General features: G+C 59.0%; 27 protein-coding genes and 5 pseudogenes. 20 read left to right on the forward strand and 12 right to left on the reverse strand.

The features are described 5' to 3' along the window. Window positions 1-40: 40 nt before the first annotated feature. Genes BUB78_RS15170 through BUB78_RS15180 form a run of 3 tightly spaced genes read right to left on the reverse strand, consistent with a single transcriptional unit; the run spans window position 41 to window position 3,663 of the window. Window positions 41-442: an Hsp20/alpha crystallin family protein gene (locus BUB78_RS15170; RefSeq protein ID WP_073199437.1), complete on the reverse strand. Its 402-nt coding sequence runs from the start codon at window positions 440-442 to the stop codon at window positions 41-43. Between the two features lie 25 nt (window positions 443-467). Then, entirely contained in the window at window positions 468-911 is a 444-nt protein-coding gene (locus BUB78_RS15175) for an Hsp20/alpha crystallin family protein (protein WP_073199439.1), read from the reverse strand. 52 nt (window positions 912-963) lie between these two features. Continuing rightward, on the reverse strand, window positions 964-3,663 hold the full coding sequence (locus BUB78_RS15180; RefSeq protein WP_245813525.1) for an erythromycin esterase family protein: 2,700 nt from the start codon (window positions 3,661-3,663) through the stop codon (window positions 964-966). 428 nt (window positions 3,664-4,091) lie between these two features. Here BUB78_RS15180 and BUB78_RS15185 point away from each other — a divergent pair, with 428 nt between their 5' ends. After that, entirely contained in the window at window positions 4,092-4,283 is a 192-nt protein-coding gene (locus tag BUB78_RS15185; protein ID WP_073199442.1) for a hypothetical protein, read from the forward strand. 51 nt (window positions 4,284-4,334) lie between these two features. Here the strand turns inward: BUB78_RS15185 and BUB78_RS15190 are convergent, their stop codons facing one another. The 4 genes and pseudogenes from BUB78_RS15190 to BUB78_RS15210 form a co-directional block, all read right to left on the reverse strand. Beyond that, window positions 4,335-4,862, reverse strand: coding sequence for a universal stress protein (locus tag BUB78_RS15190; protein WP_073199444.1), 528 nt, complete (start codon window positions 4,860-4,862; stop codon window positions 4,335-4,337). Beyond that, entirely contained in the window at window positions 4,859-6,169 is a 1,311-nt protein-coding gene (locus BUB78_RS15195) for an SAM-dependent methyltransferase (RefSeq protein ID WP_084732901.1), read from the reverse strand. Before BUB78_RS15195 ends, BUB78_RS15190 begins: the two co-directional genes overlap by 4 nt. 472 nt (window positions 6,170-6,641) lie before the next feature. Beyond that, window positions 6,642-7,016 carry a hypothetical protein gene (locus BUB78_RS15205; protein WP_073199450.1) on the reverse strand — a complete coding sequence of 125 codons (375 nt, stop codon included), beginning with the start codon at window positions 7,014-7,016 and terminating at the stop codon, window positions 6,642-6,644. 108 nt (window positions 7,017-7,124) lie between these two features. Then, window positions 7,125-7,771, reverse strand: a pseudogene (locus tag BUB78_RS15210) (IS3 family transposase); the annotation flags it as partial. Window positions 7,772-7,800: 29 nt separating this feature from the next. Here BUB78_RS15210 and BUB78_RS15215 point away from each other — a divergent pair. The 5 genes from BUB78_RS15215 (at window position 7,801) to BUB78_RS15235 (ending at window position 12,372) form a co-directional block, all read left to right on the forward strand. Next, entirely contained in the window at window positions 7,801-8,580 is a 780-nt protein-coding gene (locus BUB78_RS15215; RefSeq protein WP_073199452.1) for a peroxidase, FMP-type, read from the forward strand. 374 nt (window positions 8,581-8,954) lie between these two features. Next, window positions 8,955-10,469, forward strand: a complete 1,515-nt coding sequence (locus BUB78_RS15220) for a sensor histidine kinase (protein ID WP_073199453.1) — start codon at window positions 8,955-8,957, stop codon at window positions 10,467-10,469. Continuing rightward, on the forward strand, window positions 10,466-11,068 hold the full coding sequence (locus BUB78_RS15225; RefSeq protein WP_073199456.1) for a response regulator transcription factor: 603 nt from the start codon (window positions 10,466-10,468) through the stop codon (window positions 11,066-11,068). The genes BUB78_RS15220 and BUB78_RS15225 overlap by 4 nt, the downstream gene beginning before the upstream one ends. A gap of 99 nt (window positions 11,069-11,167) precedes the next feature. Next, a complete protein-coding gene (locus BUB78_RS15230; protein ID WP_073199457.1) occupies window positions 11,168-11,650 on the forward strand; it encodes a GlcG/HbpS family heme-binding protein in 483 nt (160 codons plus the stop codon). Window positions 11,651-11,727: 77 nt separating this feature from the next. Then, on the forward strand, window positions 11,728-12,372 hold the full coding sequence (locus BUB78_RS15235; RefSeq protein ID WP_245813527.1) for an ankyrin repeat domain-containing protein: 645 nt from the start codon (window positions 11,728-11,730) through the stop codon (window positions 12,370-12,372). A 247-nt stretch (window positions 12,373-12,619) separates the two neighbouring features. Here the strand turns inward: BUB78_RS15235 and BUB78_RS15245 are convergent, their stop codons facing one another. Then, window positions 12,620-13,522: an amidohydrolase family protein gene (locus tag BUB78_RS15245; RefSeq protein ID WP_073199463.1), complete on the reverse strand. Its 903-nt coding sequence runs from the start codon at window positions 13,520-13,522 to the stop codon at window positions 12,620-12,622. 734 nt (window positions 13,523-14,256) lie between these two features. Between BUB78_RS15245 and BUB78_RS15250 the strand changes: the two genes are divergently transcribed. From BUB78_RS15250 to BUB78_RS15280, 7 genes are read left to right on the forward strand one after another with little or no spacing between them, the layout of a single operon-like run. Next, entirely contained in the window at window positions 14,257-15,477 is a 1,221-nt protein-coding gene (locus BUB78_RS15250; protein ID WP_139279366.1) for a thiamine pyrophosphate-dependent dehydrogenase E1 component subunit alpha, read from the forward strand. Between the two features lie 32 nt (window positions 15,478-15,509). Continuing rightward, window positions 15,510-16,478: an alpha-ketoacid dehydrogenase subunit beta gene (locus tag BUB78_RS15255; protein WP_073199465.1), complete on the forward strand. Its 969-nt coding sequence runs from the start codon at window positions 15,510-15,512 to the stop codon at window positions 16,476-16,478. Then, window positions 16,465-16,809 carry a YgiT-type zinc finger protein gene (locus tag BUB78_RS15260; RefSeq protein WP_170865085.1) on the forward strand — a complete coding sequence of 115 codons (345 nt, stop codon included), beginning with the start codon at window positions 16,465-16,467 and terminating at the stop codon, window positions 16,807-16,809. The genes BUB78_RS15255 and BUB78_RS15260 overlap by 14 nt, the downstream gene beginning before the upstream one ends. Next, window positions 16,806-17,369 (forward strand): hypothetical protein, encoded by a 564-nt coding sequence (locus BUB78_RS15265; protein ID WP_073199467.1) that lies wholly within the window; start codon window positions 16,806-16,808, stop codon window positions 17,367-17,369. Before BUB78_RS15260 ends, BUB78_RS15265 begins: the two co-directional genes overlap by 4 nt. Before the next feature lie 37 nt (window positions 17,370-17,406). Then, the gene (locus tag BUB78_RS20740; protein ID WP_073199469.1) at window positions 17,407-17,976 is read left to right on the forward strand and encodes a hypothetical protein; all 570 of its coding nucleotides are present in this window, start codon (window positions 17,407-17,409) and stop codon (window positions 17,974-17,976) included. 33 nt (window positions 17,977-18,009) lie between these two features. Then, window positions 18,010-19,440, forward strand: a complete 1,431-nt coding sequence (locus BUB78_RS15275; protein ID WP_073199471.1) for an MBOAT family O-acyltransferase — start codon at window positions 18,010-18,012, stop codon at window positions 19,438-19,440. 21 nt (window positions 19,441-19,461) lie between these two features. After that, window positions 19,462-20,427 (forward strand): hypothetical protein, encoded by a 966-nt coding sequence (locus BUB78_RS15280; RefSeq protein ID WP_073199473.1) that lies wholly within the window; start codon window positions 19,462-19,464, stop codon window positions 20,425-20,427. Between the two features lie 47 nt (window positions 20,428-20,474). Here the strand turns inward: BUB78_RS15280 and BUB78_RS21235 are convergent. Next, window positions 20,475-20,579, reverse strand: a pseudogene (locus tag BUB78_RS21235) (IS6 family transposase); the annotation flags it as partial. Window positions 20,580-20,685: 106 nt separating this feature from the next. Here BUB78_RS21235 and BUB78_RS15285 point away from each other — a divergent pair. The 4 genes from BUB78_RS15285 to BUB78_RS15300 all read left to right on the forward strand — a co-directional run bounded on the left by BUB78_RS15285 (window position 20,686) and on the right by BUB78_RS15300 (window position 23,407). Beyond that, complete coding sequence (locus tag BUB78_RS15285) at window positions 20,686-20,889, forward strand: dodecin family protein (protein ID WP_073199475.1); 204 nt, start codon at window positions 20,686-20,688, stop codon at window positions 20,887-20,889. Between the two features lie 112 nt (window positions 20,890-21,001). Then, window positions 21,002-21,658 carry a dienelactone hydrolase family protein gene (locus tag BUB78_RS15290; RefSeq protein WP_220084015.1) on the forward strand — a complete coding sequence of 219 codons (657 nt, stop codon included), beginning with the start codon at window positions 21,002-21,004 and terminating at the stop codon, window positions 21,656-21,658. Next, window positions 21,655-22,350: a phosphoribosyltransferase gene (locus tag BUB78_RS15295; RefSeq protein ID WP_073199477.1), complete on the forward strand. Its 696-nt coding sequence runs from the start codon at window positions 21,655-21,657 to the stop codon at window positions 22,348-22,350. The genes BUB78_RS15290 and BUB78_RS15295 overlap by 4 nt, the downstream gene beginning before the upstream one ends. A 40-nt stretch (window positions 22,351-22,390) precedes the next feature. After that, window positions 22,391-23,407, forward strand: coding sequence for a CapA family protein (locus BUB78_RS15300; RefSeq protein WP_073199479.1), 1,017 nt, complete (start codon window positions 22,391-22,393; stop codon window positions 23,405-23,407). A 47-nt stretch (window positions 23,408-23,454) separates the two neighbouring features. On the opposite strand, the gene BUB78_RS15305 is transcribed toward BUB78_RS15300, so the two are convergent. Together BUB78_RS15305 and BUB78_RS15310 are read right to left on the reverse strand one after the other, a co-directional pair. Then, a complete protein-coding gene (locus BUB78_RS15305) occupies window positions 23,455-23,694 on the reverse strand; it encodes a hypothetical protein (protein WP_073199481.1) in 240 nt (79 codons plus the stop codon). Between the two features lie 83 nt (window positions 23,695-23,777). After that, the gene (locus tag BUB78_RS15310; protein ID WP_084732898.1) at window positions 23,778-24,488 is read right to left on the reverse strand and encodes a BON domain-containing protein; all 711 of its coding nucleotides are present in this window, start codon (window positions 24,486-24,488) and stop codon (window positions 23,778-23,780) included. Window positions 24,489-24,709: 221 nt separating this feature from the next. Between BUB78_RS15310 and hpf the strand changes: the two genes are divergently transcribed. Next, window positions 24,710-25,288 carry a ribosome hibernation-promoting factor, HPF/YfiA family gene (hpf, locus tag BUB78_RS15315; RefSeq protein ID WP_073199483.1) on the forward strand — a complete coding sequence of 193 codons (579 nt, stop codon included), beginning with the start codon at window positions 24,710-24,712 and terminating at the stop codon, window positions 25,286-25,288. Between the two features lie 108 nt (window positions 25,289-25,396). On the opposite strand, the pseudogene BUB78_RS15320 reads toward hpf, so the two are convergent. Then, window positions 25,397-25,621, reverse strand: a pseudogene (locus tag BUB78_RS15320) (integrase core domain-containing protein); the annotation flags it as partial. On the opposite strand from BUB78_RS15320, the pseudogene BUB78_RS21595 reads away from it, so the two are divergent. Continuing rightward, window positions 25,614-25,667: pseudogene (locus BUB78_RS21595) on the forward strand (hypothetical protein); the annotation flags it as partial. The pseudogenes BUB78_RS15320 and BUB78_RS21595 sit on opposite strands and share 8 nt — an antisense overlap. A gap of 111 nt (window positions 25,668-25,778) precedes the next feature. Further along, window positions 25,779-25,884, forward strand: a pseudogene (locus BUB78_RS21600) (IS110 family transposase); the annotation flags it as partial.

Raw genomic sequence — 25,884 nt, forward strand, 5'->3', positions numbered from 1 at the left:
TGGTTTCTCCTTGATTGCGTTGAAAATCCATGACGGCGCGTCACGCTGCCTTCACCGATATCTTCTTGGGTTTGGCTTCGGCTGCGTGCGGCAATTCAAGCCGCAGAACGCCATTCCTGAACTCGGCATTGATCTTGGCCTGATTTATTTCGTCAGACAGCGTGAAGACACGAAGATAGTCGCCTTCGCGGTACTCCGAAGACAGGCGGCGATACCCTTCCGGCGCGTGGGGTTTGACGGTGCCGCGCAATGTCAGAACCCGTCTCTCCAGCGTGACGTCCACACCGTCGGATGCCACACCGGGCATGTCGGCCAGGATGACGGTGGTGTCACCCTTCTCAAAGATATCGACCGCTGGCGTGAAGGTAAGCGTCGCGGGCTCTGTTTCACCTTTTGATCGAACGACGGTGCCTGCGGCTTGTGGCGTAAGTTCCTGTGCCATGTTATTTCTCCTTTTGCGTCTGCGTTCAGGATGATTTGATCTTGATGTGCTTGGGCTTGTCGTCTTCCGGCCGCTGCATTTCGACGGTCAGCACACCATTTTCAAAGCGCGCGTCGATGTGGTCGGGGTCGATCCGGAAGGGAAGCTCGATCGACCGCAGGAACGATCCGGCGGGACGCTCGCGGCGGTGCCAGCGGATGTCATCGCCTGTCTCCGGTTCCGGGTAGGTGCCGCGAATGGACATCATCGTATCCTTCACGCTCAGTTCGATGTCCTGATCGGTGAGCCCCGGAAGTTCAGCGGACATGACGACGCTGTCCTGACCAACCCAGACGTTCACGGACGGATAGGCCCCTGACCGCTCAGAGGATCGACCGCCGTCAAAAAGCCGGTTCATCGCTCCCTGCAGTCGCCGCATGTCAGCGAAAGGATCGTTGTAATTCCACGGGAAATAATTGGTCTGTAGCATTTCGGTCTCCTCTTCGTTGATTGGGCGTTTTCGAAAAGCCCCTTCGACGGGATCACAGGCCGAAGGGATAAGTCTCGTCTTCTTCCTTTTTTGTCAGAGTCGGCAGAGGTGTCAGCGCCTTCGTCCGGTCGAACCAGACAAAGGCGTCGTATTGTCTGGACAGGTCCGCATAGCTGTAGTGGCTCGCCCTCTCGGTTTCCGGGCGATAGATCACGCCGATGAAGCGTTCCAGCCGGGGCTGGGCGATCAGATCGCGGAATGCAGCCGGTTGATCCTTTTTTAAGTCCCAAAGGAACCGTTCAAGATCAACGGCATGGCAGATCGCCTCAACACTCCCCGGAAGCGGGGGGCGGATTGTCTTGACCTCCATCGGGCTGTCCCACTCCGACGCCGCCGCAACAGTGCCGGATGCGGTTCCAAAGCCGATAAGAGCGGCGTCTTCGCCATATTCCTCGCGACAGAGCTGTCCGATATTCAATTCGCCCCGGCTGCGCCCCATGTCGGTCTGTCGCGCGTCCCCGATGTGGGAATTATGGGCCCAGACCACGGCCTTTTTATCCGGTCCGGCATGGTCGAGGATTTGCTTGAGGGTCTGGAACATGTGCTGGTCGCGCAGGTTCCACGACAGGTGCGAGCCATAATACATCACCCGGTAATATCGCTCGGCATTTGCCACGAGCCGGGCGTTTTGCGTGGCGTCAAAGAACTGATCGCCGTCTTTTGCGGCGTATTCCAGCTTTCTTTTCAGCAGGTCGATCAGGATTTGCGTCACTGCTTTTTCGCAGACCGTGAACTGCGGCGTCAGAGCCGCCCGCCCATAGGCGGCAGGGTCGCTTGACCAGGGCGCAAGGCAGGCAAAGCGAGAGCGGGCCACTGCGGCCGCTTGTTCGTCCACACGATCCAGATAGGCGAGAATCTCTGCAATTGAGGCGTTCATGTTGTAGAGGTCAAGGCCATAGAACGCGACGCGCTCGTCCATGGGTCTGGCGTGATTGTGTTGCTTCAAAAAGCGCGTAAACGCCGCGAATTCCTCGTTGCGCCACATCCATGTCGGGAACCGCGCAAAGGGCGTGTCCTGCATCGCCTCGTATGGTTTTTGACGGATGTGGTGATCAACGCTCGCGGCGTCGGGCCAGTCGGCTTCGACGGCCACGATGGAAAAGCCGTGGTCTTCGATCAGTCGCCGCGTGATGGCGGCGCGGGCGCGGTAGAATTCCGAGGTTCCATGGGACGCCTCGCCCAGAAGGACAACGCGCTTTGAGCCAAATCGGTCAAAGGCTTCGGCGAAACCCGGATCATCTATCGCGGGCAGGGGTTCGGCGGCGGCCCTGAGGGGGGACACTGCGGTCTCGGGCTCAGGCTTCGCAACCGGCGCGGGGATTTCGAGTGGCGTCGCGCGCAGATGCGTCCTGAACCAGTCGGCGGCATGGTCTATGACAACGTCCAGCGTGCCCGACTCTTCGAAAAGGTGACCCGCCCCCGGAACGATCGCCAGCTTCTTCTCGCACCTCAGCGCAGCAAGCGCCTGTTTGTTCAACTCGATGACTTCGGTGTCCCGGCCGCCGACGACAAGCAGCGTGGCGCCCTGAACCTGCGGCAGAAACTCCATGGCCAGATCCGGGCGCCCGCCTCGCGACACGACTGCGCCAACTCGGCCTCTGAGCTCTGCGGCGGCCACAAGCGCTGCTGCGGCACCTGTGCTTGCCCCAAAGACGCCCAGCGGAAGATCCTCAAGGTCGGGTTCAGAGGTGATCCACATCGAGGCTTCGATCACGCGATCCGCGAGCAGGGGGATGTCAAAGACATTGCGACGGTCTTTGCCTTCCTCGGGTGTCAAGAGGTCGAACAGAAGCGTTGCAAAGCCTTCATCATTGAATTTTTCGGCGACGTAGGTGTTTCGGGGGCTTCGGCGGCTGGACCCGCTTCCATGGGCAAAAAGGATGATGCCGCGCGGGCTTTTGGGAACCGCCAGGTCGCCGATCAGGCCCAGGGGCGGAATGGCCACCTGTCTCTTGTGGATGCTCGGTGCCTCCTGCGAAGAGGCGGTCTTGACCGAGTTGAGAAGCGTCACCGTTTCGTCGTCCGACAACTGGTGAAAGTCTCTGTAGAATGCGCCGACACCCAGAAAGGCGGTGACCGGATGAACGCAGATGATATCATCGGCCTGATCATATATGTCCTGCAAAGCCGACTTGGGGGCGACGGGCAGGGCCACCACGATCCGCGCCGGGCCAGAGCGTTTCAACCCGATCAGCGCCGCCTTCATGGTGGCGCCGGTTGCCAATCCGTCATCGACGACAACAACGGTGCGACCGCTCGGATCGGGGCGCGCCCGGTTGCCGAGGTAGAGCGCCTTGCGTCGCTCAAGCTCGGCCCTCTGGTCGGCCACCGCCCGCGCGATATAGGCGTCATCCGCCCCTGACGCGCGCCGGACATCTTCGTTGATGACGATCTGTTCGTCCGCGCCCTCGACCAATGCGCCAAGGGCGACTTCGGGATTGCGCGGCGCGCCGATCTTGCGGACGAGCAGCAGATCAAGCGGTGCACCGAGCCGTTTTGCAACTTCGACGCCAACGGGCACACCGCCGCGCGGCAAGGCATAGATCAGCGGGCGATCCAGTTCCATTTCAGCCAGAAGCCTGGCCAATACTCGGCCCGCATCCGCGCGATTCAGGAATTTTCGTGTGATCATATCCATGACGAAAGGAATAGCCGGTGCCACGCGATCCGGATTGATTTTAGTCAAGAACATTTCGTGAAATCTGCAAACCTAAGGCGCGCCCGTGACTTTACGGCAACAGCACTGCCGCGCCCCTGAGGTGGCCCGCCCGCAGAGCCAACGCATGTATGGGGCTTTTCCTCCGGGTGAGTGTGGCGCTTAGCCTGCGGGCCCTGTGGGGAAATGATGCCGATCAATTTCCCCGGATCTCACAGGGGTCTTTCATGGGGGACTGTCATGGGGGACTGTCATGCGCGACGATCAGCCAACTCTTGCCGGTTGAGGCGAATGGGCAGGTGCCTCTTGATCGAAATCAATCGTTTCGGGTATTTTTGAAGCACTGATCACATACGTGCTTTTTCATGTATGGAGGTGAGACATAGAGCATGGGAGAGGGTGACAGAAATCAGAAAGGCACATGGCAGTTTGCGCCCGGTGGGCGCGGTGTGTCCTCCCGTGTCATGTCACCGCGCCGCGATTTGGCGTCCGAGCTGCAAAAGTACCTGCACGTCCTCGGCCCGATGCCGAAGCGCTCTCTTGAGATCTTTGCGGATCTTGGCCTTTCGGATGACGAGATCGGGCGTTATTTCCGAATGCCGTGCAAGCGTGTCACTGAACTTCGCGAAATCTGGAAAATCGACGGACATACCTGACGCGCCCGCGCGCATCAGGCAGAGACAGTCCGGCGCATCGGCCGGGGCGGGTCATCTGACCGTGAGGACAGCGCATTGCGCGTGATGCAGAACCTTTTGCGACACGCTGCCCAAGACGGTGCTCTTGATCGCACCGAGCCCGCGTGAGCCGATGACGATCATGTCGACCGAACGTGTGCGCGCCGCCTCTAGAATTTCATCGGCGTAATCGCCCATTTCGGTCATGGTTGTCACCTTGCGCACACCCAGTTCGAGGCAGCGCACTTTTGCCCGGTCGACGATCTGCTCTCCGAGGGCCGTTATCGCCCTTGCGGTTCCTGCTTCGTCCGAGGAGCCGAGCATCATCGCATGGCGGTTTTCCGGCACGTAGGGCACGCTTGGAAAGGCAACGGCATGGGCCTTTTCGACTAGATGCTCGACCTCGGCCATGCGGAGCAGTTCCGCAGGGGGGCGACCGTGCATCAGCACATGCACGATGAACAGTTCGGCGTTCAGTTTGTCCGCCAGTTCAGCCGCCATGTCGGTGGCGGAAAGCGAATGTTGAGACCCGTCGACGGCCAGAAGGATTTTGCCGATCATTGTTTTTTCTCCTCGAATGAAAGGGCGTGCGGATTGGGTGTGTCGCTGCGCGCAGCCGTGCGGGCGCCACGCGCGACAAGCACGGGTTTTCGGCTTGCATCGGGCCGTCGTCGGGGTGTCGTGCGACCTGTGTCGTACTGATAGTCCCGCGTCAGCGGCACGGCATCAACGCGTGGCGATAACTGAATCTGGAAGACGGCTTGCGGGGCATGGCGGAACGTTTGTTCACTGGCCGCCAGATAGAAACGCCACATCCTTGTAAAGCGATCGTCATAGAGCGCGCGCGCCTCGTTTTCGTGCGCCCGGAACCGATCATACCAGTGACGCAAGGTATAGGCATAATGCAGCCGCCAGCATTCGATATCCGTGGCCCACAGGCGGTTCTGCTCGACTGCGGTCATCATCTCCGAGACAGCGGGCACATAACCGCCGGGGAAAATGTATTTTGCGATCCAGGGGTTGGTGGCTTTCGCGGTTCCGGCCCAGCCGATCGTATGGACCAGGGCGATCCCGTCGGGCGACAGCAGGTTGCGAATGGCGGCGAAGTAATCGAGGTAGTGGGGCAGGCCGACGTGTTCGAACATGCCCACAGAGACAATCCGATCGAACCTGCCTTCGACCTGACGATAATCGCAAAGCCGAAACTCGATCCGGTCTGAGAGACCCGCGTGCGCGACCCTCTCGGTCGCATAGGCATGCTGTTCCTCGGACAGGGTGATGCCGACCACTTTGGCCCCGTGATCGCGCGCAAGCGTCAGTGCCATGCCGCCCCAGCCACAGCCGATATCGAGAACGCTCATGCCGGGCTTGATCAACAGCTTGCGCGCGATATGCGCCTTCTTGTCGGCCTGCGCCTGTTCCAGTGTCGCATCGGGGGCGCGAAAATACCCGCAGGAATATTGCCGGTCGTCGTCGAGAAACAGATCGAACAACTGCCCCGAGAGATCATAATGATGCGCCACGTTACGCCTTGAGCGCGTCAGAATATTCCTCTGTGAAAGTCCGCGCAGGGCCGTGCGTAACCTCTCGGACAGTTTCTGCCACCAGACCGGATTGGCGTCGGCATGGCGCGCGTTGCGCACAACGAGTTCCAGCAGCCCCTGCAGGTCATCCAAGTCAACCGCAAGCGATCCGTTCATGTAAGATTCACCAAGGGCCAGTTCGGGGTTCATCACCAGGTGCCTGACGGTTGTCGGGTCCAGCAGGCGAACTGTCACCGGCACACCGGCCCCGTCGCCATAGACGCCTATGCCCCCGGTCGGCATGACGACGTGCAGCGACCCCAGTTTTATGAGAGTGCGGAGCATTCTGTCGAGTGCATGTTGCCAAATCCCGGTCATCGACCCGATCCCCTCGTCTTGAGTGTCATTTCCGCTCACCTCCGAGGACCCGTCACAGCAAGGACCGACTGCCGGACCGGTCGTGCGACAGGAAAGCCGGAAAAAAGGTGATGCGCGCGCGGACCGACCAAGGCGGTGGTCTGCATCGGCGGAAACGGATTGCTTGATCTGATCGCTACTGGTTTGCCCATTCGTAAAGCTTAGAGAGCGGCACGTACGACTGATTGATCTTCATCAATTGTCGCGACGGTTGCGCGTTCACACTGCTTGGATCGGCAATCTGCATTTGAAATGACGCCAGCATGCCTTGCGGGGCAGAGAGCTGCGGCCCCGTCAACGCGTTCCTGATCGCCCTTGCGTGTCCGGCGTCATGTCGCGGTTTGATGCCCCTCAGCGCGACGCTGTGTGGCATTGGCTGGCCTGTTTTCGTGGCTTTGCGTTACCCTGAAGCGGTCTCTTTCGCAGCGACGAGGCTTAGGCCCTCCAGACGAAGCTCTGGGGCCATGCCATCGGATGTGCGCAAGACCGGCTCAAGCACAGAGCGAGCGATGCCGGATTTGCGCAACTCAAGCTGCCAGTCGGCGTCCAGAAAGAATGCATCCGCATAGAATGTCTGACATCCGGACAGGTGGCTCAGGAAGGATGTCAGAATCCGCTGTTGGTAGTAATCGATTGCCTCTGCAGCGGGGCCGTCGTGGGTCAGGACCGCCGCCGCCAGGATCGCGGTTCGGATGGCAAAAGGTGCGCCTTCACCGCTGATCGGATCCAGTCGCGCCGCCGGCGTTCCAACGAAAATCCTGCCGGCTTCGGCCATCGACAAACGGATCGCCGGAGCCGCCGGAAACTGTGCCGCCTGTTCAAAGGCTGCAACCTGTGGTGCGATGGTAATCCCCCCATTTTTAATGGGGTCGAGCCGTAGAATTCACGCGGCTGTTTTCAGTTTCATGGCGTGGGTCATGCCGCCGATGCCCATGTTGGGTCGCTCATTGTTGTAAGTCCAGAGCCATTCAGTCGCTTGGTGCTGTGCCTCCTCGATGGTTTCAAAGATGTATTGCCCCAGCCATTCGCCACGAACAGTGCGATTGTATCGCTCGATATAAGCGTTCTGTTGGGGCTTGCCGGGCTGGATGTATGCCAGCTGGATATTGTGTTTCTCTGCCCATTCCATCAGCTTGCCACTGACATATTCGGGTCCATTGTCGACACGTATCGTTTGTGGTTTCCCGCGCCATTCAATGATCTGGTTCAGGCTTCGAACGACGCGTTCAGCAGGTAGCGAGAAGTCGACCTCAATAGCCAAACCTTCGCGATTGAAGTCATCCAGCACGTTCAACGTTCGGATCGACCTGCCATCCGAGAGTTGGTCCGCCATGAAGTCCATCGACCAGGTCTCATTCGGCCTGTCGGGCACTGACAATGGCTCAGGTTTATCGCGCTTCAAACGCTTCTTGGGCTTGATCCGCAAGTTCAATTCCAGCTCGCAATAAATCCGATAAACGCGTTTGTGGTTCCAGCCGTATCCCTGGACGTTGCGCAGGTACAAAAACACAGCCCGAAGCCCCAACCGCGCAGGCGCAAACGAGCAGTTCTGCGGAGCGGTGAAATACGACACCAGGATCATCGATCTGCAGGACAACCTTCTGCACGAAGAAAACGGCATGTATCTCTGGCTGGACCAGATCTACAACCACGCCGCCAATGACGAATCTGTAGAGATGGACATCGGCTATCCTGAACTCGCCTCTGGTGACTGGGCTGACGGGCCGGTCTATGTTCCGGGCTACTCGGTCGCGCGCAGTGGCACCATCCCGCATGGCAGTACGGTCCAGATGTTCGGCCGGTCCTCTACCACAGACGGAGCGCCGTCCTTTCCCTCTGGTCTGGCGGCATGGGATTTCAGATACCTGGCGATTTCACCAACCATGGGCGGGGCAGGGAACGAGCCGATCAACCTCGACGCGCCGCCCCCACCCTGGGTCTTTGACAAGGCCTTGCCCGCAACCGCTCCCAGCGGCAACAAGACCTATACGCAGCGTATTCTGGCCCATGATCTCTATCCCTATTCGGTGCGCCCGGACCTGATCCTGCGCGACGCGATCAAGGATCAGACGGTCAAGAAATTCAGCCTTATCGAGATGGACACGCAAGAAGCCACAGGCCCGCAGGGGGGCATTCTGAACACCCCGCCTGTCCGCCGCTTCGTACCGGCCGTGAGAATGGATATGCGGATGTGGATCGAAACGATCGAAGAAGACGGGCAGGAGATTCTGCAGCTGCAATACGAACAGATCGTGGATTTCGAGTTTCACTTTGGCACCGATGGCGGCGTAACCCGCTGGCCCCATATTCAGGTGAACACGCTGCGCAAAAGGACCTGACCCGGCTCTGCCGGTTCCGCGCTTCGGTCGGCACCAAACGAGGGCCCGCTTCCGCGAAATGGACGTGGGCCCTCGACAAGCGCCCCGATGACATCTCGACAAAACTCATGCCAGACGGCGGCGTCGCGGGGCCCGTCCGGTCTTTCTGTGTGGCGAAAAAGGTCGTCGATCAGCCCCGAAACAGGCGCTTTCCAACACAATCGGCCCAGAGTGACCGATGCTGCGCGTTGCATGGATGACTGCTTTGCAGAATAGACATGGATGCTGTGCGCCAAGACGAGCGATAGTCAAATGGCAGTTATGAACGTCAATGCAGCACGGCTCACCGTAGAAATACGGATTGGTGTTTTCGAAAGTTTCTGCGATGAGATTTCATGCCAATCGTCACTACGCTCATGTACCGATCTAAAATGCCTGTCTTGTGGGTTGCGCTCCTTGTGCTCACGCTTGGTACATCCGCCATTTTTGAACGTCAGCGCCTAATCGGCGAGTTGACCCTGCAAAGTGCGGTCCTGCATCGTTTGGCATCCCAACAGGCGGATCAGCACGATGCGCATCTCACGGCGCTGTCCGCAATCTTTGTTAAGGGCGGGGCAGAACGGCAGGACCTTTTTCTTGAGGTCGCGGCCGCAATCACACGCTTCTATCCGCGCATCATTTCGGCTCATGTCGTTCCGTATGATCCAGCTGAACGAGGCATTGATAGCACTCCGGGGCTGTCCGAAGATGACACGGCGCTTATCCGCCGGTTGGCCAAAAGCTCAACGGGGCAGGTCCAGATTGCACCGGCTATCGCACGCACCGGCCACTATTGGGTGATCAAACGCACGCCCAATACAGATGATGCGACACATGCATTGGCATTGCTTATCAACGCGTCCGACCTGATCGCATCCGACAATGTATTCTGGCAAACACCGTCTGTATCGCGCCGCCTGGCAACGCCTGAAGGCCAGCATCTCACTGGGCAACCAGCAGCCACAGGTACGGTATTGACCAAGACACTGGGTAGTCGGTCGCAGCCGCTCGTGCTGGAAACGGGACTATCCATATCACGCAATGACATTCTGCCCTTGGGCCGGGTCGCTTGGGTCGTCGGCCTGGTCTCGGCGTTGTTTGCAACCGGAGCATTGATCCTGAAGCAGCGCAGCCGCAGAAAAGAGGCTGAACGCAGCGCGACGCTTAGCGCACAGGAGACGCGCCTCGCTCACGCCTCACGAGTCAATGCCATGGGAGAGATGGCCAGCGGTATGGCGCATGAACTTGCACAGCCTCTGACCGCGATCCTGAGCCAGGCGCAAGCTGGTCGGCACCTTGCCCGACGCGGCGACGTTGCGCGGCTGGCAGGTGTTTTGGACGATACTGTATCGCAGGCACAGCGAGCCGCCGATATTTTGGATCGTCTGCGCAGGTGGAGCAAACCCAACCGGTCGGAGTTGACGGCGTGTTCCCTGGATGAGGCCGTGCAGAATGTGGAACGACTTCTCGCGCGCGAGATGGAAATGCGCGGTGCCCAAGTAACATTGCAGCTTGCTGACACCCCCCTCACGATCTTCGCTGATCCCGTCGAGCTGGAACAGGTCATATTCAACCTGATGCGCAATGCGCTTGAAGCATCGGAAGCGGCACAGATTACCGTCACCACGCGAGAACAGGATGACCATGCCATAGCCGAAGTCGCAGACAACGGGCCGGGCGTGCCTGAAACGCTTAGGCCCCGGATATTTGAGCCCTTCGTCACTGGCAAGCCGGGTGGAACGGGGCTCGGCCTCGCGCTTTGCCAACGTCTGGTCGAGGAAATGGATGGTGATATTGCGCTGTTGCCGGATGCTGCGCAAACAACGTTCCGGATATCTCTGCCACTGGTCAAAGAAGGCGAACACAAATGAGCAACTACGTCTATTTGGTTGATGATGATGCGGCTGTCAGGAATGCGCTCTCGCTGCTGCTTGAGACGGTTGGGCTCGACGTTCGCAGCTTTGCCTCCCCTGAAGTCTTTTTGAGCCAGGCCGCCGAATTACCGCCGGGATGCCTGATCCTGGACATTCGAATGCCGACGATCTCGGGCCTCAAGCTACAGGAGAGGTTGGCAGTGCTGGGTATCCATTGGCCAACAGTCGTCATCAGCGGTCACGGCGATATCGAGGCCTGCCGGCGCGCCTTTCGGAACGGTGCAATCGACTTTCTCAGCAAGCCGGTTGATGAACAGGATTTAATCGACGCAATCCAAAAGGGCCATCAGGAGTTGCAAAGTCAAACGCAGAAATCGGCTGAACGTGCAGAGGCAATTACATTGATCGATCACCTTTCTGCACGCGAACGCGAAGTGATCGAAATGATAGCAAGAGGCCTGACCACCAGACAAATCGCTGAAGCTCTGGGCCTATCGCCGCGCACTGTTGAAAGTCACCGTGCCGCGATTGCGGCGAAAACGGGCACGTCCTCAACAGCGGAACTGACCCGCTATTGGTTGGAAGCACAGGGGTAATCCGTAGAACTACCCAATCGACTGCGGCGTCTACGAATATCAGAGCCAGCCTGTCAGATTTAGAACCGAGGCATCTACTTCAACAACAGGAAGCCTCACATGATCCGCAATATCGCATTCCCCGCGGCCCTTCTGACACCAGCCGCTGTCACGGCCCAAGACTTGCCAACAGCCCCCTACCTGCCTTTGGAAATGGCCGCTACAGCTGCACGTGCCGCCGTCGATGCCTGCGCCTCAGAAGGCTACAATGTCAGTGTCGCCATCGTAGCCCGCAGCGGTGAGACCAAGGCTCTCCTGCGTGCTGACAATGCAGGGCCTCACACAGTCGGCTCAAGCACCGGCAAGGCCTTCACCTCTGCCAGCATGGGCCGTGATACTGCGGGCCTCGCGGGCTTCATTGGCGGCAATCCCGAAAATGGCGGGCTGCGTGACATGGACAGCCGCTTGGTCATCCAGGCTGGCGGTCTGCCAATCCGCATTGGCGGCGCATTGATTGGTGGCATCGGTGTGGGTGGTGCGCCGTCCGGTACAATCGATGAGACCTGCGGTCGTGCAGGCCTCGATGCCATCGGCGCCGAGTAAAGCAAACATGGCCTGCTCCTCGGATGGGGCGGGCCACTTCACATAGGGGGCAGGGTATGTTCAGATCGACTCTCTTCATGGCTGCAATTGTATTCGCTGGCGTTGCACAGGCGCAGACGGCACCATCTGCGTCTGACATTGCGTCCTACACGGGCCTGCATTTGGCCGCCCATGAAGGCGACATCGCCGAGACTGTGCGTCTTTTGGCAGAGGGGGCGGACCCGGACGTCCGTGATCGTGCACAGCGCACGCCAGCGCATGTTGCAGCCTTCGCGTCCCATGGCGGCGTGATCGCAGCTCTCGCTGCGGGTGGAGCGGACATGAACGCTTTGGAAAGCCGCGCCTATGATGTGCTGACCATTGCTGCCGTCGCCGACGACCCTGAACTTGTGTCCCTGGCGATGGATCTGGGGAACAGCCCCGAACTGATTACAAGTGTTTATGACGGTACGGCTTTGATCGCTGCCGCCCATCTTGGGCATCACGAAGTTGTCGCGCGTCTGGTTGAAGGTGGAGCCCCCATTGACCACGTAAATAATCTGGGTTGGACCGCCCTGATGGAAGCTGTGGTCCTGGGTGATGGTGGGCCGGACCACATCAAGACGGTGAGTATCCTTGTTGTGGCTGGAGCCGATAAATCCATTACAGATCGCGATGGTATCACGCCCGTTCAACATGCAAAGGCACGTGGTTATGGCGAGATCATAACTCTGTTGGAGTGAAACCTGAAGGCACCTGCGCATCGACCATGACATGTAGCTTTGAACAGGTTGTATGCGTGGATACTGACAGACACCAGGCCAACGCCACACTTGATCGCGTGGCCATCGTCAGAATGCGGAGCCACGAGCCGACGCTTGCTTACGTCGATAAACCGACAAAAGACGGCAACATGCCCGGCCGGCGCACTGGAGACGTCCCGGAAGAAACTGGCGCGCTAAAGAAGGATGTGATCCCCCTCAGGATGGGCTAGCCAATCTGTGTCAGAGGCAGGGCTGTGGACGACTTCCTGTGAGCACAGAACATCCGGAGCAGTGTCCTCGACATAGCGCACCAGCTCTTCATGCAGCTTTCCACCCCAACCGTCACTGAACCCCTCGCGCCCGGCTCTCTCGGGCGAAGCACGAGGGGCGTCCGGGTCGCCCGCACGACCGTGCCGCCAGGTCCGGCCAGTCCGGGTCCGCCGAGCAGGTGGTCGGCGTCCAGGTCGAAGAATTCCGCCGCATTTCGAAAGAAGATCGCGTGTTTCTGGTGCTCGCTGAGGAAGGCTGCGCTCTCGACCGCCTCGATGGCGCGCGCCACGGTGTCGGGCCAGATCATCTGGTCGGTTCCGAACGGGATCCGGGCCCCCAGCCGGGCATCGACCAGACGCCGCAGGTAGCGGTGGAACTCGTCCCGGGTGAGCAGCCAGTCGATGGCCGAGATGTCCACGTAGACCTGACTGTACTGCATCATCAGTGCGACGGTGTCGTCGAGATAAGGATAGCCTCCGTGGGCGATGTAGAGGTGAAGGTCCGGGTGGCGAACAAGCACATCCTCGAGGAGCAGCGGATTGCCGAGCCGCATCCGGAAGTCTGCGTCGCCCCTTTGCGCGGACATCTGGGGGCCGAATCCGGTGTGGAAGCTGACTGGGACACCCATCTCGGCGGCGAGCGCGAAATAGGGCGCCAGATCCTGGGCGGTCGGGGCGAGGCCCGCATACTGCGCCGTGACCTCTCCCATGAGCCCGAGCTCGCCAGAGGCATAGAGGGCGCGGAGGTCGTCAGGATCGGGATAGGTGCTTTCGCGGCGGTAAACGGGTAAGGTGCGGCGCGGGAACTCGATGCCTCCGACGAAGCGCTCCTTCTCATTCGGGCGCCGCCCTAGACGCAATCGCGCCGCCTTGGCGGCGATTTCCGCGGAATCACTCGGAAGGTTAGGTCAACGGAAACGCCACCACGTTGACGTGCGTCAATCGACCCGGAACAAGCCCGTTGATCATGGTCAACGCCAAGGGCGATCGACTTGGCCACCCTGTATGAGTGCAATCCCAAGCAAGGTAGACTGCCCCAATTCGCGTGCAGTATGTGTGCGACATGGCCCTGAAAACCGGATGGCGGGCCATAGGAGAGCTAAGAATGCCCCACAACGCAGTAGCTGCGGCAGCGAGATTATCTTGTGCACCCATGATGGATTGGACAGGTTAAGTATTTCTTGCAATGGCTTGAATGGCGTCGTGTGCACCATGTTTGCAACCTCCAATCGCCCGATATCATGCTCTGGCGGATGTTCGGCGGGTCCGCTGATATCGACCATGCGAGCGCATTCTATTTGACTTTTCTAAGGTCGAGCGCCCCGTGATTGCGACAAAAGGAAGACTTGGTTTTGCGGAGGCCGAATAACTTTGTTGGCCCCGAACCAAACACCTGGGGAATTCAGGGCCCAATCAAGGGGGTGCGTGCTGGCCGCACCCCGTCTCAGCGCTTGATGATCGCTAGAACAATAATGGAAACAATACCGACAAAAACGGGGGAAATTGACGCTGGTCAAGAGCAATCAGTCGAATCGGGACCATAATCTGAGGTGATCGTCCGCGTATCGCGAGGTCGTAAACGGGAGGAGATATTATGGACCATGAAGCCAATATGAAGGTCGTGTCACCCGAACAGGGCGGCATGTTGGCATCAGAATCCCGGCGGGGTTTTCTGAAACTTGCTGCATTGACGGGAGCGGTGGCGGCCGTCTCTGGGCACAGGGCTCTTGCCAATGGAGATATCGGCTACCATGCCAAGGATCTGTCCGACGACAAGCTCGTCGAATTGTACCGGACGATTCTGAAAATCCGTTGGCATGAGCGCACTCAAGCCGACCAGATGCTGACCAATCCGGACTATCGTGGCTACAACCACTTCTATGCCGGCCAGGAAGCCGTTGCGACCGGGGTCTGCGCGACACTTCGCAACAGCGGGCCGTTCGATCAGATCGACCTTGTCTATTCATCGCACAGACCGTCGGGTCACGCCATTGCCAAAGGCGTGGACATCCCGAAAATGTGCGCCGAGAACGATTTCCGGGCGACTGGCCTTAACGGCGGATATGCGGCCGAAATGCACCTGTCTGACCCTTCGGTCGGCTTTATCGGCGCCGACGGGATGATCGGACCGGCTCCGGTGATTGCCTCGGGCTCGGCGTTTGCGTTCAGGGCACGCGAATCGGATCAGGTAGCGGTTGTGTTTGCCGGAGACGGCAACTATGCGGCGCCGCATTTCCATTCGACGCTGAACAACGCCAAGCTTCTGGATTTGCCGCTGATCTATGTGATGGAAAACAATCTCTATCACCAATACGCGCACTATTCCTATTCCTGCCCACACAAGGATATCGCCGATGCGGCCGCGGCCTACGGCATTCCGTCGCGGGTCGTGGACGGGCAGGATGTTCTGCAGGTCTACAACGCGGCGAAGGAAGCGGTTGACCGTGCCCGCGCAGGCGGCGGCCCCAGCTTCATCGAGGCCAAGACCTATCGCTACTACAACCACTGGGGGGCTCCGGGCGCGAAGGCCGGTGAGTTGGGCGCTTTTGGGTATGATCCGCTTGCAATCACGTCCTTCCGCCCCGAACGCGAGGTCCGGGCATGGATGCAACGTGACCCGGTCGATATCGCGCGCAAGATCCTGGTGGACTGGGGCGTACTGGATAGCGCACGCGCCATCGAGATCGAGGCGGAGATCAAGGCCGAGATCAAAGACGCCTTCGCATGGGCCAGTGAGCAGCCGCTCTGCACGCCCGAAGACGGCCTGAAGCACGTCTTCGCAGAAGGCACCGTTCCCGCCCGCCAGTTTGGCTAAGGCGCAGGACCACATTTGAAAGGTAAAGACTGATGGCACAGAAAAGCTGGATGTACTCGGTCCTTGAGGCCGTACAATACGAAATGCAGCAGGATCCGGCGATGACCTGGATTTTTGAGCTGACCCCGCCGGTGGCGTCAAATCCCGGCAAGCCAGTGATCAACCTCGAAACCGAGTTCGGGCGCAAACGCGTGGTCAATACCGGGATCGACGAAAACTGGATGGCCTCGGCCGTACTCGGGGCCGGTCTCGCCGGGTCGCGGTCGGCGACGTATATCCCCTATCAGGGCGCGCTGATGCCGCTTCAGGTGATCCAGAACGTTGCGGGCAAACTGCGGCACATGACAGGCGGAAAGGCATCAATGCCGGTGGTCTGGATCATCGAGATGACGGGCCAGTCGCCTGGGTTTGCCGGGCAGCATTCCTGCTATGAAGAGGACACTTATTATGCCCACATTCCCGGCGTGCGCACGGTGATCCCCTCGACGCCTTATGATGCCAAGGGCATGATGGTGTCCGCGCTGCGGTCGCCGGATCCGGTGGTCTATCTCTATCCCGCCGGGCTGCGCGGGCTGACCGGGGAGGTGCCGGACGAGCAGTACGAAGTGCCGCTCGACAAGGCTGCGGTTCGGCAAGAGGGCAGCGACCTGACGATCGTCAGTTCAGGGGCCGGCATGCCCGGCGTTCTGGAAGCCGCCGCGACCCTGACGACCGAAGGCATGAGCGTCGAGGTCATTGACCTGCGTGTTCTCAAGGAAATGGACACCGAGACGCTGGTGAACTCGGTTGCCAAGACCAAACGCCTGCTGACGGTGGACCAGTCGTATTACACGCTTTGCCCAGGCGCTGAAGTGATCGCGCGGGTCGCCGAAAACGTCGATGGGGCCCGTTACAAGCGCGTCGCCTTCCCCGACGCACCGCCGCCGGCCTCGCCCGAGATGTTCCTGTGGATGCGCCCCAATGCCGACCATATCATGGGAGCGGCCCGTGCCCTTGTCTGAGCTGCCTGACCAAGCGCAGGAGGAGCACGCGGCTCCTGCCTCTGAGGCGACAGCGGAACAGGCCATGTGCACGGCCTGTTCCGGCGGATTTCTGACCCGGCAAGATGTCAAGACCGCGCTCTGGGAGGGCGAGGGCCTCGTTGTGATCGAGGGCATCGCGGCGCTCGTCTGCCAAAGCTGCGGCGAGCAGTACTACGAGGATGATACTGCGATGAAGCTTGACCTGATGCGTGGCACCGGGTTCTCGGCAGAGAACGCAGTGCGCAGCATGACGGTGCCGGTCTTTGTGTTCGAAACACCCGGAACTGACCACGAGGCGGAGGAAAAATGATGCGCAGGCTCAGGTGCCAAGGTCTGATTCTCGGCTTTTCGGCGTTTTTGGCGGCGGCGGGGGTGCTTGCGCAGGATGACCAGTTTGCCTTCATGCCAGCGGGCGGGCGGGCGTTGCTGGCCGACCTCTCCGGGCAAGCCGGTGCCGAAACGCTGGCAGAAATTGCCGCGCGGGATCAAAGCATCGAGGACTGGCAGACTTGGGCCAAGTCGCAGGGAACCGATCTGGACGACAAGGCACTCGCCACTTTCGCCGGCTACGCGGAGTTGAACCTGCCTGTCGGTGAAGACGTTCTGTCAGCGCTGGCCGAAAGCGGTGACGCAACCTTATTGCCCGCCGATGGGAAGGACCTGGCGATTGCGCAGTGCCAGTTCTGCCATTCGCTGTTTTCCGGCTACCTGATGCATGATCGCGACGAGATTGGCTGGACAGGCACGTTCAAGTCGCCGTTCCACTCCGAGATTCCAATGTCCGAGGTCGAGCGGGACACGTTTGCCCGCTACTCAGCCATCAACATGCCCCTTCGATTCGAGGATGTCCCGCCCGAGTTGCGGTTCTGATATTGGCTAGAAAGCGTACTAAAGGGAGAGAAAGAGAATGAAAACGCCAGTTGTTCTGAGCATCGCGCTGTCCACGCTGTTTTCGTTTTCCGTCTCCGGTCCGGCGAGCGGACAGGACGAGGACGATATCTTCGCATTCATCCCTGCAGGCGGGCGAACCCTGCTGGAAACGGTCCGGGAAGCGGGCTTGCCACAAAACCTTGCCGCCCGCATCGCCGAAACCGGCGGCGATCACACCGTCTGGCGCGAGGCGCTTGATGCGGAAAAGGCCGGGACACCGGCCCTCGGCGTGCTTGATGACTGGCAGACAAACACGCTTGCCAATTACCTGGCAGCGAACACCCCGCTCGATCCGGGCGGCGTGTTGCCGCGGGATGGGCGCGACATGGCGCTGCAGCTTTGCCAGTCCTGCCACATCATTACTGTCGTCATCACACAGGACAGAACGCGCGAGGCCTGGCTCGGCACCATGAACTCGCCCAGCCATGTCGAGATCGAGACGACCGAGGCCGAACGCGGATTGCTGGCTGACTACCTTGTCATCAATGCCGGAATTCCGATCGACCTCGTGCCGCCCGAGCTGCGCGCGGGAGGTGCGTCCTACTGAACTGGGTCAGCGAAAGGAGGCAGAAGGCAGCCAATGCTGTTCACATCGTTTGAATTTCTGTTGTTCCTGCCGCTGGCGGTCTTGCTTTTCTGGGGGCTTCCCGTTCGGTTCCGGCTGAGATGGCTGATCCTCGCGAGCCTGATCTTTTACGGCAGTTTCGGGCTCGAAAACCTTCTCTATCTTGGTGTGGTCGCGGCCATAGCCCTGTCGGCGGGGCGGTATATCCGGGCGGCAGGGGCCCGTTATCGGCGCGTGACCTTCTGGGGCGGCGTCGCCACGATCCTTGCGCTGCTGGCGGTGCTGAAATTCTATGATGCGATTGCCGGAGGCGTGCCCTGGCTGCACCCACTCGGACTTGGCGCACCGGCCGGATTTTCCTTCTACGCCTTCACGGCGATTGCGCTGCTGGCTGACCGGTATCGCACGCCGGTCGAAGCACCGGGAAGCAAGATGCAGGATCTGCTGTATCTTGCGTGGTTTCCCAAGATACTTGCCGGACCGATCGAGAGGATCGGACCTTTCATCAGCGAGCTTGGCAAGCGGGCTACGGTTAATCCGGCGATGCTGGCGCTGGGGTGCCAGCTGATCCTCTGGGGGCTCGTCAAAAAGGTTGTCATCGCCGACAACCTCGCCCCCTTCGTCGACCGCACATACGCGATCCCCGACTACGCCGTGCCGCTGGAACTGATCATTGCCACCTATTTCTTCGCGTTTCAGATCTACTGTGATTTTTCTGGCTACACGGATATCGCACGGGGCACGTCATTGCTCTTCGGTATCAAGCTGTCCGAGAATTTTCGCCGATCCTATTTCGCCCACTCGATCAGCGAGTTCTGGTCGCGCCGCTGGCATATCTCGCTGGCCAGCTGGTTTCGGGATTACGTCTACTATCCACTCGTCGGCAACAGGCAATCTGTTTTGCTCATGTATTTCGGTCTCATGCTCGTCTTCCTGGCAAGCGGCATCTGGCATGCCGGCCTCGGTTACGGGATCGGCTGGGGTTTCCTGGCCTGGGGGGCTCTGAACGGGGGCTACCTCTGGGTGGAACGGGCGCTGAGCCCGCTGCGCCGACGGATCAGGCTGCGCCTTCGTGGCACGTTTGCCGGGCGCCTCTATACCATTGCGGCCATAGTCCTTGTCTTCCATCTGGTTCTGGTCAGCTGGGTCTTTTTCCGTGCCGGAGATCTGTCAGGCGCCACCACGATCCTGACGCGGATCTGGGCGGCGCTGCCCCTGGTGCCAAACCTGCTGCCTAACTATCCCTTCACGGTCGAGCATGGGTTCCTGGCCGCGCTTATACTGGCGCTGTTGGGGATCGAGACGGTCATGGAGCAGAAGGGCCTGAGCCGCCGGTTTGTCCGCGCGCCGCGGGCGCTGCGATGGGCCGGGTGGTATGTTTGCCTGTTTGCGCTGATCCTGCTCGGCCGGTGGCAGAGCGAAGCGTTCGTCTACATGCAGTTCTGAAACAACCCGGAAAGGCCCGCCATGGAAACTGCCCGCCGCCCCTTGACGCGATCTGCGCCGCGAACAGTAGTGCTCTTTACGGGCATCTTCCTTGCACTTTACATCGCAGCTTTCGTATTCGCGGAGCACATGGTGGCGCGCAGCGAGACGCAATCTGCGTTCCAGAAACTCCTCCCGGCGCAGGGTGAGCAGGTCGACTGGCTGGTTCTCGGAGCCTCGCACGCCCTTCCACTTGCCTACGGCGACGTGCCCGCGCGATTGCAGCAGGATACCGGCCAATCGATGATGGTTCTTGCCGAGATCGGGGCGGGCCCGCTCTACAGCCGCTTTGTCTTCGAGCAGGCGCTGCACGATCTTGATGTGAAACATCTGATTTATGTGGCCGACTCATTCGCGTTTGGTGGCGAAGAATGGAACGAGGCTCGCGTCGCCGATCGGAAGCTTCTTCGTCAGACGCCATTGCGCCCTTCAACCGCACAAATCCTCGCCGGGCTGGTTGCCGACGAAGGCGTCGATCCGCGCGCGCTTTTGGACTACCTGACAGGTTTTTCCAAGCTGAACCCAGCGGACCGGTTTTCGCAGGGCGGCTGGCGCGGCGCCGCTGATTTCGACCGCAGCTTCCGCCCGTCGCGCCATGCGGTCTCGGCCCGCATCGCTTACCTGTACCCAAAAGGCACGCCAGAAGCCAAGACAGTGGAACACTATTTGGACAGCCTGGACGGACTCTTTGACCTGGCCGACGCGGCAGGTGTCGAAGTACTGGCCCTCAAGCTACCGGTGCCCAAAACTTTCCGAGACAGCTTGCCGGGGGAGGCGGCGTTCGACGCAGTTCTGCGCGGGCGACTGACCTCGCGCGGCATTGTGCTTCACGATCTGAGCGAGGCGATCGTGGACACGGCTTTCTATTTCGACACTGATCATCTGAACGCGGACGGCGTCGGAGCGCTTTACCGTGATCACTTGCTCGCCCTGATAGCGCCGAAGTGAACTGCCCCGTTCCCGTCGGGTGCAGAATCTGCCTTTGAATGCGCACCTTCGCCGTTGATTTTCACGGAAACCTCGTCCAGGTGCCACTGCCAATTGAAACGCGCACTGCAATTTTCAATGCGCTTTCGGCGGATATCCACTGCCCAATCGGGCAATTGATCCCTGTCAAATCTCTGCACGCCTAATCGTTTATAAAAGCCCATCTGTGCAGTTTCACTCGGGATGCACTTGTGGAGATAACGAGAGAGGAGACGTGAAATGTCGATGTTGAAAGTGATCGAAGTCCTCGCCGAATCCGATACTGGCTTTGACGATGCGGTGAAGGTAGCCGTCGCAGATGCAGCCAAATCGGTGCGCAATATCAAATCAGTTTACATCAAGGACATGAACGCCTCGGTGGATGGCGGTCAAGTTACAAAATACCGGATCAATGCGAAGATTAGCTTTCTGCTGGAAGATTAACCCGCCGACGGATGGCGACATGCTGCGACTGTCAGGTGCCGGGTCCAGTTGGCGATGCTGTTGGACCCGGCCTTTAAGCGGGCCTACTGTTATGGGCGGGTAAGAGGATATGGTGGCAAGCACAGCTGAAAAACGAATGGTCACACTTGGCTCGATGAGCCTTGAGGGGATTGTCAGGGTGCCCGCCGATGCTGTCGGCCTTGTGATTTTCGCACATGGCGCAGGAAGCAGTAGGCTGAGCCCACGCAACAACTATGTGGCAGAGCGGTTGGCTGTACGGGGCATTGCTACTTTGCTCTTCGATCTTTTGACTGAGGCAGAGGCGGCCGATAGAGCGAATGTCTTTGATCTGCCCCTGCTGAGCGGGCGGGTTTTCGAGGCGATTCAGTGGGCCATGGAAGATCCGGTGTGTTCCAAGTTCAAACTGGGGCTGTTCGGATCCAGTACAGGCGCTGCCGCAGCGCTTGTCGCCGCCGCCTGGCAGAGAGATGTAATTGCGGCAGTCGTGTCGCGCGGTGGTCGACCCGATCTTGCCGGGCCTGAATTGGCGCTGGTCACCGCCCCGACCCTTCTTGTCGTCGGCGGCTCTGATCACGGCGTAATCGAGCTGAATGAAGCGGCAGCTCAAGAGCTTGCCTGTGACCACCGTGTTGCAATCGTGCCTGGTGCAACGCATCTGTTTGAAGAGCCTGGCACCCTTGATCAAGTCGTCGATTTGGCTGCAGATTGGTTCGAAGCGCATTTTCAAAGTGGGGGAGCATCAAGGTGAGCGGGTTTACGAACAGGTCTGCAGCCGGTCAAGCACTCGCCAAGGCCTTGGCCGAGCGCAATTTCGACAAGCCGCTGGTGCTGGCTCTGCCGCGCGGCGGGGTCCCCGTGGCCGTCGAGGTTGCGAGTAAGCTTGGAGCACCTTTGGATCTTGTGATGGTCCGTAAAATCGGCGTGCCCTTTCAGCCGGAGCTTGCTGCAGCGGCAGTCGTCAACGGCGCACATCCAGAGATCGTCGTGAACGAGAGCATTGCCGCAATGGCAGGTTTGACGCAGGAGGACATAGAAGGCCTCGCCGATACGCAACTTCAGGAGATCAAGAGGCGCCGCGGGATCTATATGAAGGGCCGGACCCAAGTCCCGATCGACGGAAAATCAGCAATCATTGTGGACGATGGCATCGCGACCGGCGCAACTGTTCGTGCAGCGATCAAGGCTGTGCGCCGTCAGAACCCTTCACGCCTTGTGCTCGCGGTTCCCGTAGCCCCGGCAGACACGCTGAATGACTTGAGACCCGATGTTGATGAGATCATCTGCCTTGAAACGCCCGAGCCTTTCTATGCGATTGGGGGGCATTACCTGGACTTCGCCCAGGTGGAGGATGAGGAGGTTGTGCGCCTGTTGGCGGAAGCGGCAAAGATAGTTTCGGACAAGGCGGCGCAGGAGACCCATCCAACCTCGAACCAGGGATGACTGACGTTGCTGACTGAACACCAGACGAACCCTGCCGCCGATGGCTGAAACCTCTGATCAGAAAAGCGATCATGCCGCGCGTCTCGCTATCATCGGAGACGTAATGTTGGGTCGACTTGTCAGCGATGAGATCCGAAACCGCAACCCGGACAGTTTTTGGGGTGACGTCCTGCCCATCATGAGACGCGCAGATGCGGTTGTCGCAAACCTGGAATGCGCGATCAGTGACCGAGGTATCCCTTGGACAGCAACACCAAAGGTGTTTCACTTCCGGGCCATTCCTGCGGCCATCGACGTACTGAAGGCAGGAAACGTGCGTTATGTAAGCTTGGCGAACAACCATATCCTGGACTTTGGCGAGGATGCGCTTGGCGACACACTCAGACTGCTTGATGGGGCACGGATTGCGCACGCAGGCGTGGGACAAAGGCCAGCCGAGGCGTGCAGCCCCGCCCGGTTTACGGTGAATGGGCTATCAATTTCGGCCTTCTCAATTGTTGATCACGAAGCCCCCTTTGCGGCAAAGGCAGATCAATCCGGAACCTGTTTTATTGATCTGCGCGCAGAAAGACGCATCTGGCCAGACGCGGCTGCAATCAGGAAAGAACGCGCGAGTGGAGCGGATGTCGTGCTGGTCTCGGCCCATCTCGGGCCGAATATGGTGCAATATCCAGGCAAGGAGTTGCAGGATTTCAAGAAGAGGTTGCTGGTGTCTGGTGTGGACATCATCCATGGGCATTCGGCGCATGTCTTTCAGGGGATCCAGGCAATGGGTCGCCAGATCATCCTGCACGACACAGGCGATTTTCTGGACGACTATGCCACGGACTCAAGGATGCGGAACGACTGGTCTTTCCTGTTTCTTCTTGATGTGGACGCAACCGGTGTCCGACATCTTCTGATGCGCCCGGTGAAGCTTGGGTTTGCCAGTGTCAATCTGGCTGTTGGAGACGAGTTCACGGCCATCTGTGACCGCATGTTGGATATGTCAGCGGCTTTTGGAACAGAGTTGCAACGTTGCGACGAGGGACTGGAACTCTACCTTGCGCGGAAATAATCGATCGGGCGGCCGCAATGTACGGAAGTGAACTCCCACAAATGGGCCTAGCCACGACCCTCTTCCCACGCTTCGTCATCCGAGCGAAGAAGACCTAAGAGTTCTTGTGATTGTGGAGCGAGCCGTCCGGTGTCCCTGATATGATCCGTATCACCAGTGAGGAGAAGGGCGATTTTTTCGAGTTCAGTGATTGGCAAGCCGCTGTTGATAATCTCGGCGGTCTTGTGGTCGCTGATATCGCCGAACAGGCGTTTCACAACCTCATAGCTGATGGCGCGTTCATACATGTTTTTGATTCCCTCTTTTTCTCGGATGCCAGACGAGGCGACTTACACTTTCTTTCATTGTGACCCGACCAGGATTTCATTGATTACGGCTCGACCCCAAACACACACCAAGCATCGTTCTCGGCCATCTCGCGCTGCGCTTGCGCGGGCAGAAACCCCGTCAGGCGTACTACGCGGTTCCGCACACCAACCTTTATCTGTACCGCATCGAGATACGGGTTCTTCTCGAGGACAAGTCGAACCGCATCTGCGATCCGCTCCGGGCCGTCCGCCTCGTCCAACACGGCAATGCCATTAATCACATCCCGCACTCCTGGAACCCACCATGCAAGAACCCCCACATAACGTTTGATGGCCAAATCGTTCAGCGTTCCATTCAGGGTCACGATACCGTCGACAACATCATACTCCAGCGATCCGAAAGGCTCGCCCGGGTCTGCGACGGTCTGAACCGCCGCACCACGCCTTTCTTGAACACTCAGCCCCGTCAAGGAAGGGTCCATTGTAAACATGCGCCTCAGATGCGCGCGTATCCCGGCGTCTTCCATCCGCACGGCCGGTCGCAAATGCAGCCTGTCGATAATGCCGGTGATCTCCGGCAGCGCGGCAGCTGTCTCAAGCGCAATCTTTTTCTGCGCCACGGTATCGACCTCTCCTTCGAACGTGAGAATGCCGCTTGTATCCAGGGCAGGCTGCGCTGGTTTGAATTTCGTCCCAAGATATGGTTCGCTGGCGAGCCTCGAGCGCACTGTCTTCAGTATCGAAGCAGAGGTTCGAGTTTGACTGTCGGTCATGACATCGCTCCAAACTGTTCGCAGGCAGACTACATACCCTTTCGTTACCAGACTTGAGGCAAATCAATGACAGAAAGCAGATCTCGGCTTTTTGTTAGCATATCGGGTGGTGGGTGACAGCGCGCGACCGGCGTTCGACTGCTTCATCAATTGACCTCGCTCAAGACCCTCAAGCGCTCAACGCGATACCCTTTCAATGTGTGTCAAATGGAGAGCCAGCCATGGAAACCCCTGCCGAAGTAACCTTTAAGGATATAGATCATTCCGACGCGATCGAAGCGCGTATTAGGGAGCGCGTCGCCAGGTTGGAAGCGATGTGCAATGAAATTTTGCGATGTCAGATATGGGTGCGTGCGCCGCACCGTCGCCACAAGGGTACTGAGTACGTCATTGACATAAGTATTCAGATGCCTGGCGCGACCTTGCATATTGACCGGCGCCCCGGCGACGATCATGCACATACGGATGTCTATGTTGCAATCAGAGACGCCTTTAATGGAATGGAACGCCAATTGCGTAAATGGCAGGACCAACATAAGGGCCGACCAGAAACCCACGTGACCCCGCTGCAAGGGCGGATTGCCTCGTTGGACGGATACACGGACAGTGGACAAATCTCGACCACCGATGGGAGGTTTGTCTACTTTCATCGCAATAGCGTTGCCAGTGACGGATATGACAACCTGAACGAAGGCGACACGGTGGAACTGAGTGTCGATAGCAAAGATGCCGATGAAGGTCCTCATGCCAGCTTCGTGCGCCCCATCAGCACTCTTCGTTTTGTGGACGAAACCGACTGAGAAACCCGATAGTGCTGTGAGACGAAAACAAATGACCGTTTTCAAAACTTTATCGTAAGACCGTATGTCTGAAAGGCGCGGTTTCTCGTGGGGCATCCCGTTTTTAAATTATAACTTTTCTCTAAGGGCTTCGTAAGGTGTTTTTCCGCTGTGCGCGCCATGTGGTCTGCGGACGTTGTAGAAGCGTTCCCATTTGCCGAGTTTGGCTTCGGGATCGACATCGCCTTTGTAGCTTGGGAGCTGGTAGAATTCCTGGCCGTCAGACCGGTGTGATCGCTCCACCCTACCGTTGCGCCGGGGTGTGCCGCGTTTGATGTAGGCGTGTTTGATCCCCCGGCAGATTATAACTGGCGGGAAAGCCAAGCTCATCGGCATCTCAAAACATGGAAACGGATATTTACGCAAACTCGTCATCCATGGCGCACGGACAGTTCCTCATCCGGTGCGAGACAGGAGTGCGCCGATCACAAAATGGATCGACGGTCTAAAAGAGCGGGCACATGTCAACGTCGCCGCAGTGGCGATGGCAAACAAACTGGCGAGGATCGCGTGGGCCGTGCTGACAAAGGGTGAGCGCTATAGAGCAAGTGCTCTGG

The sequence above is a fragment of the Roseovarius marisflavi genome (assembly GCF_900142625.1).
In the GTDB taxonomy this organism is placed as follows: Bacteria; Pseudomonadota; Alphaproteobacteria; order Rhodobacterales; family Rhodobacteraceae; genus Roseovarius; species Roseovarius marisflavi.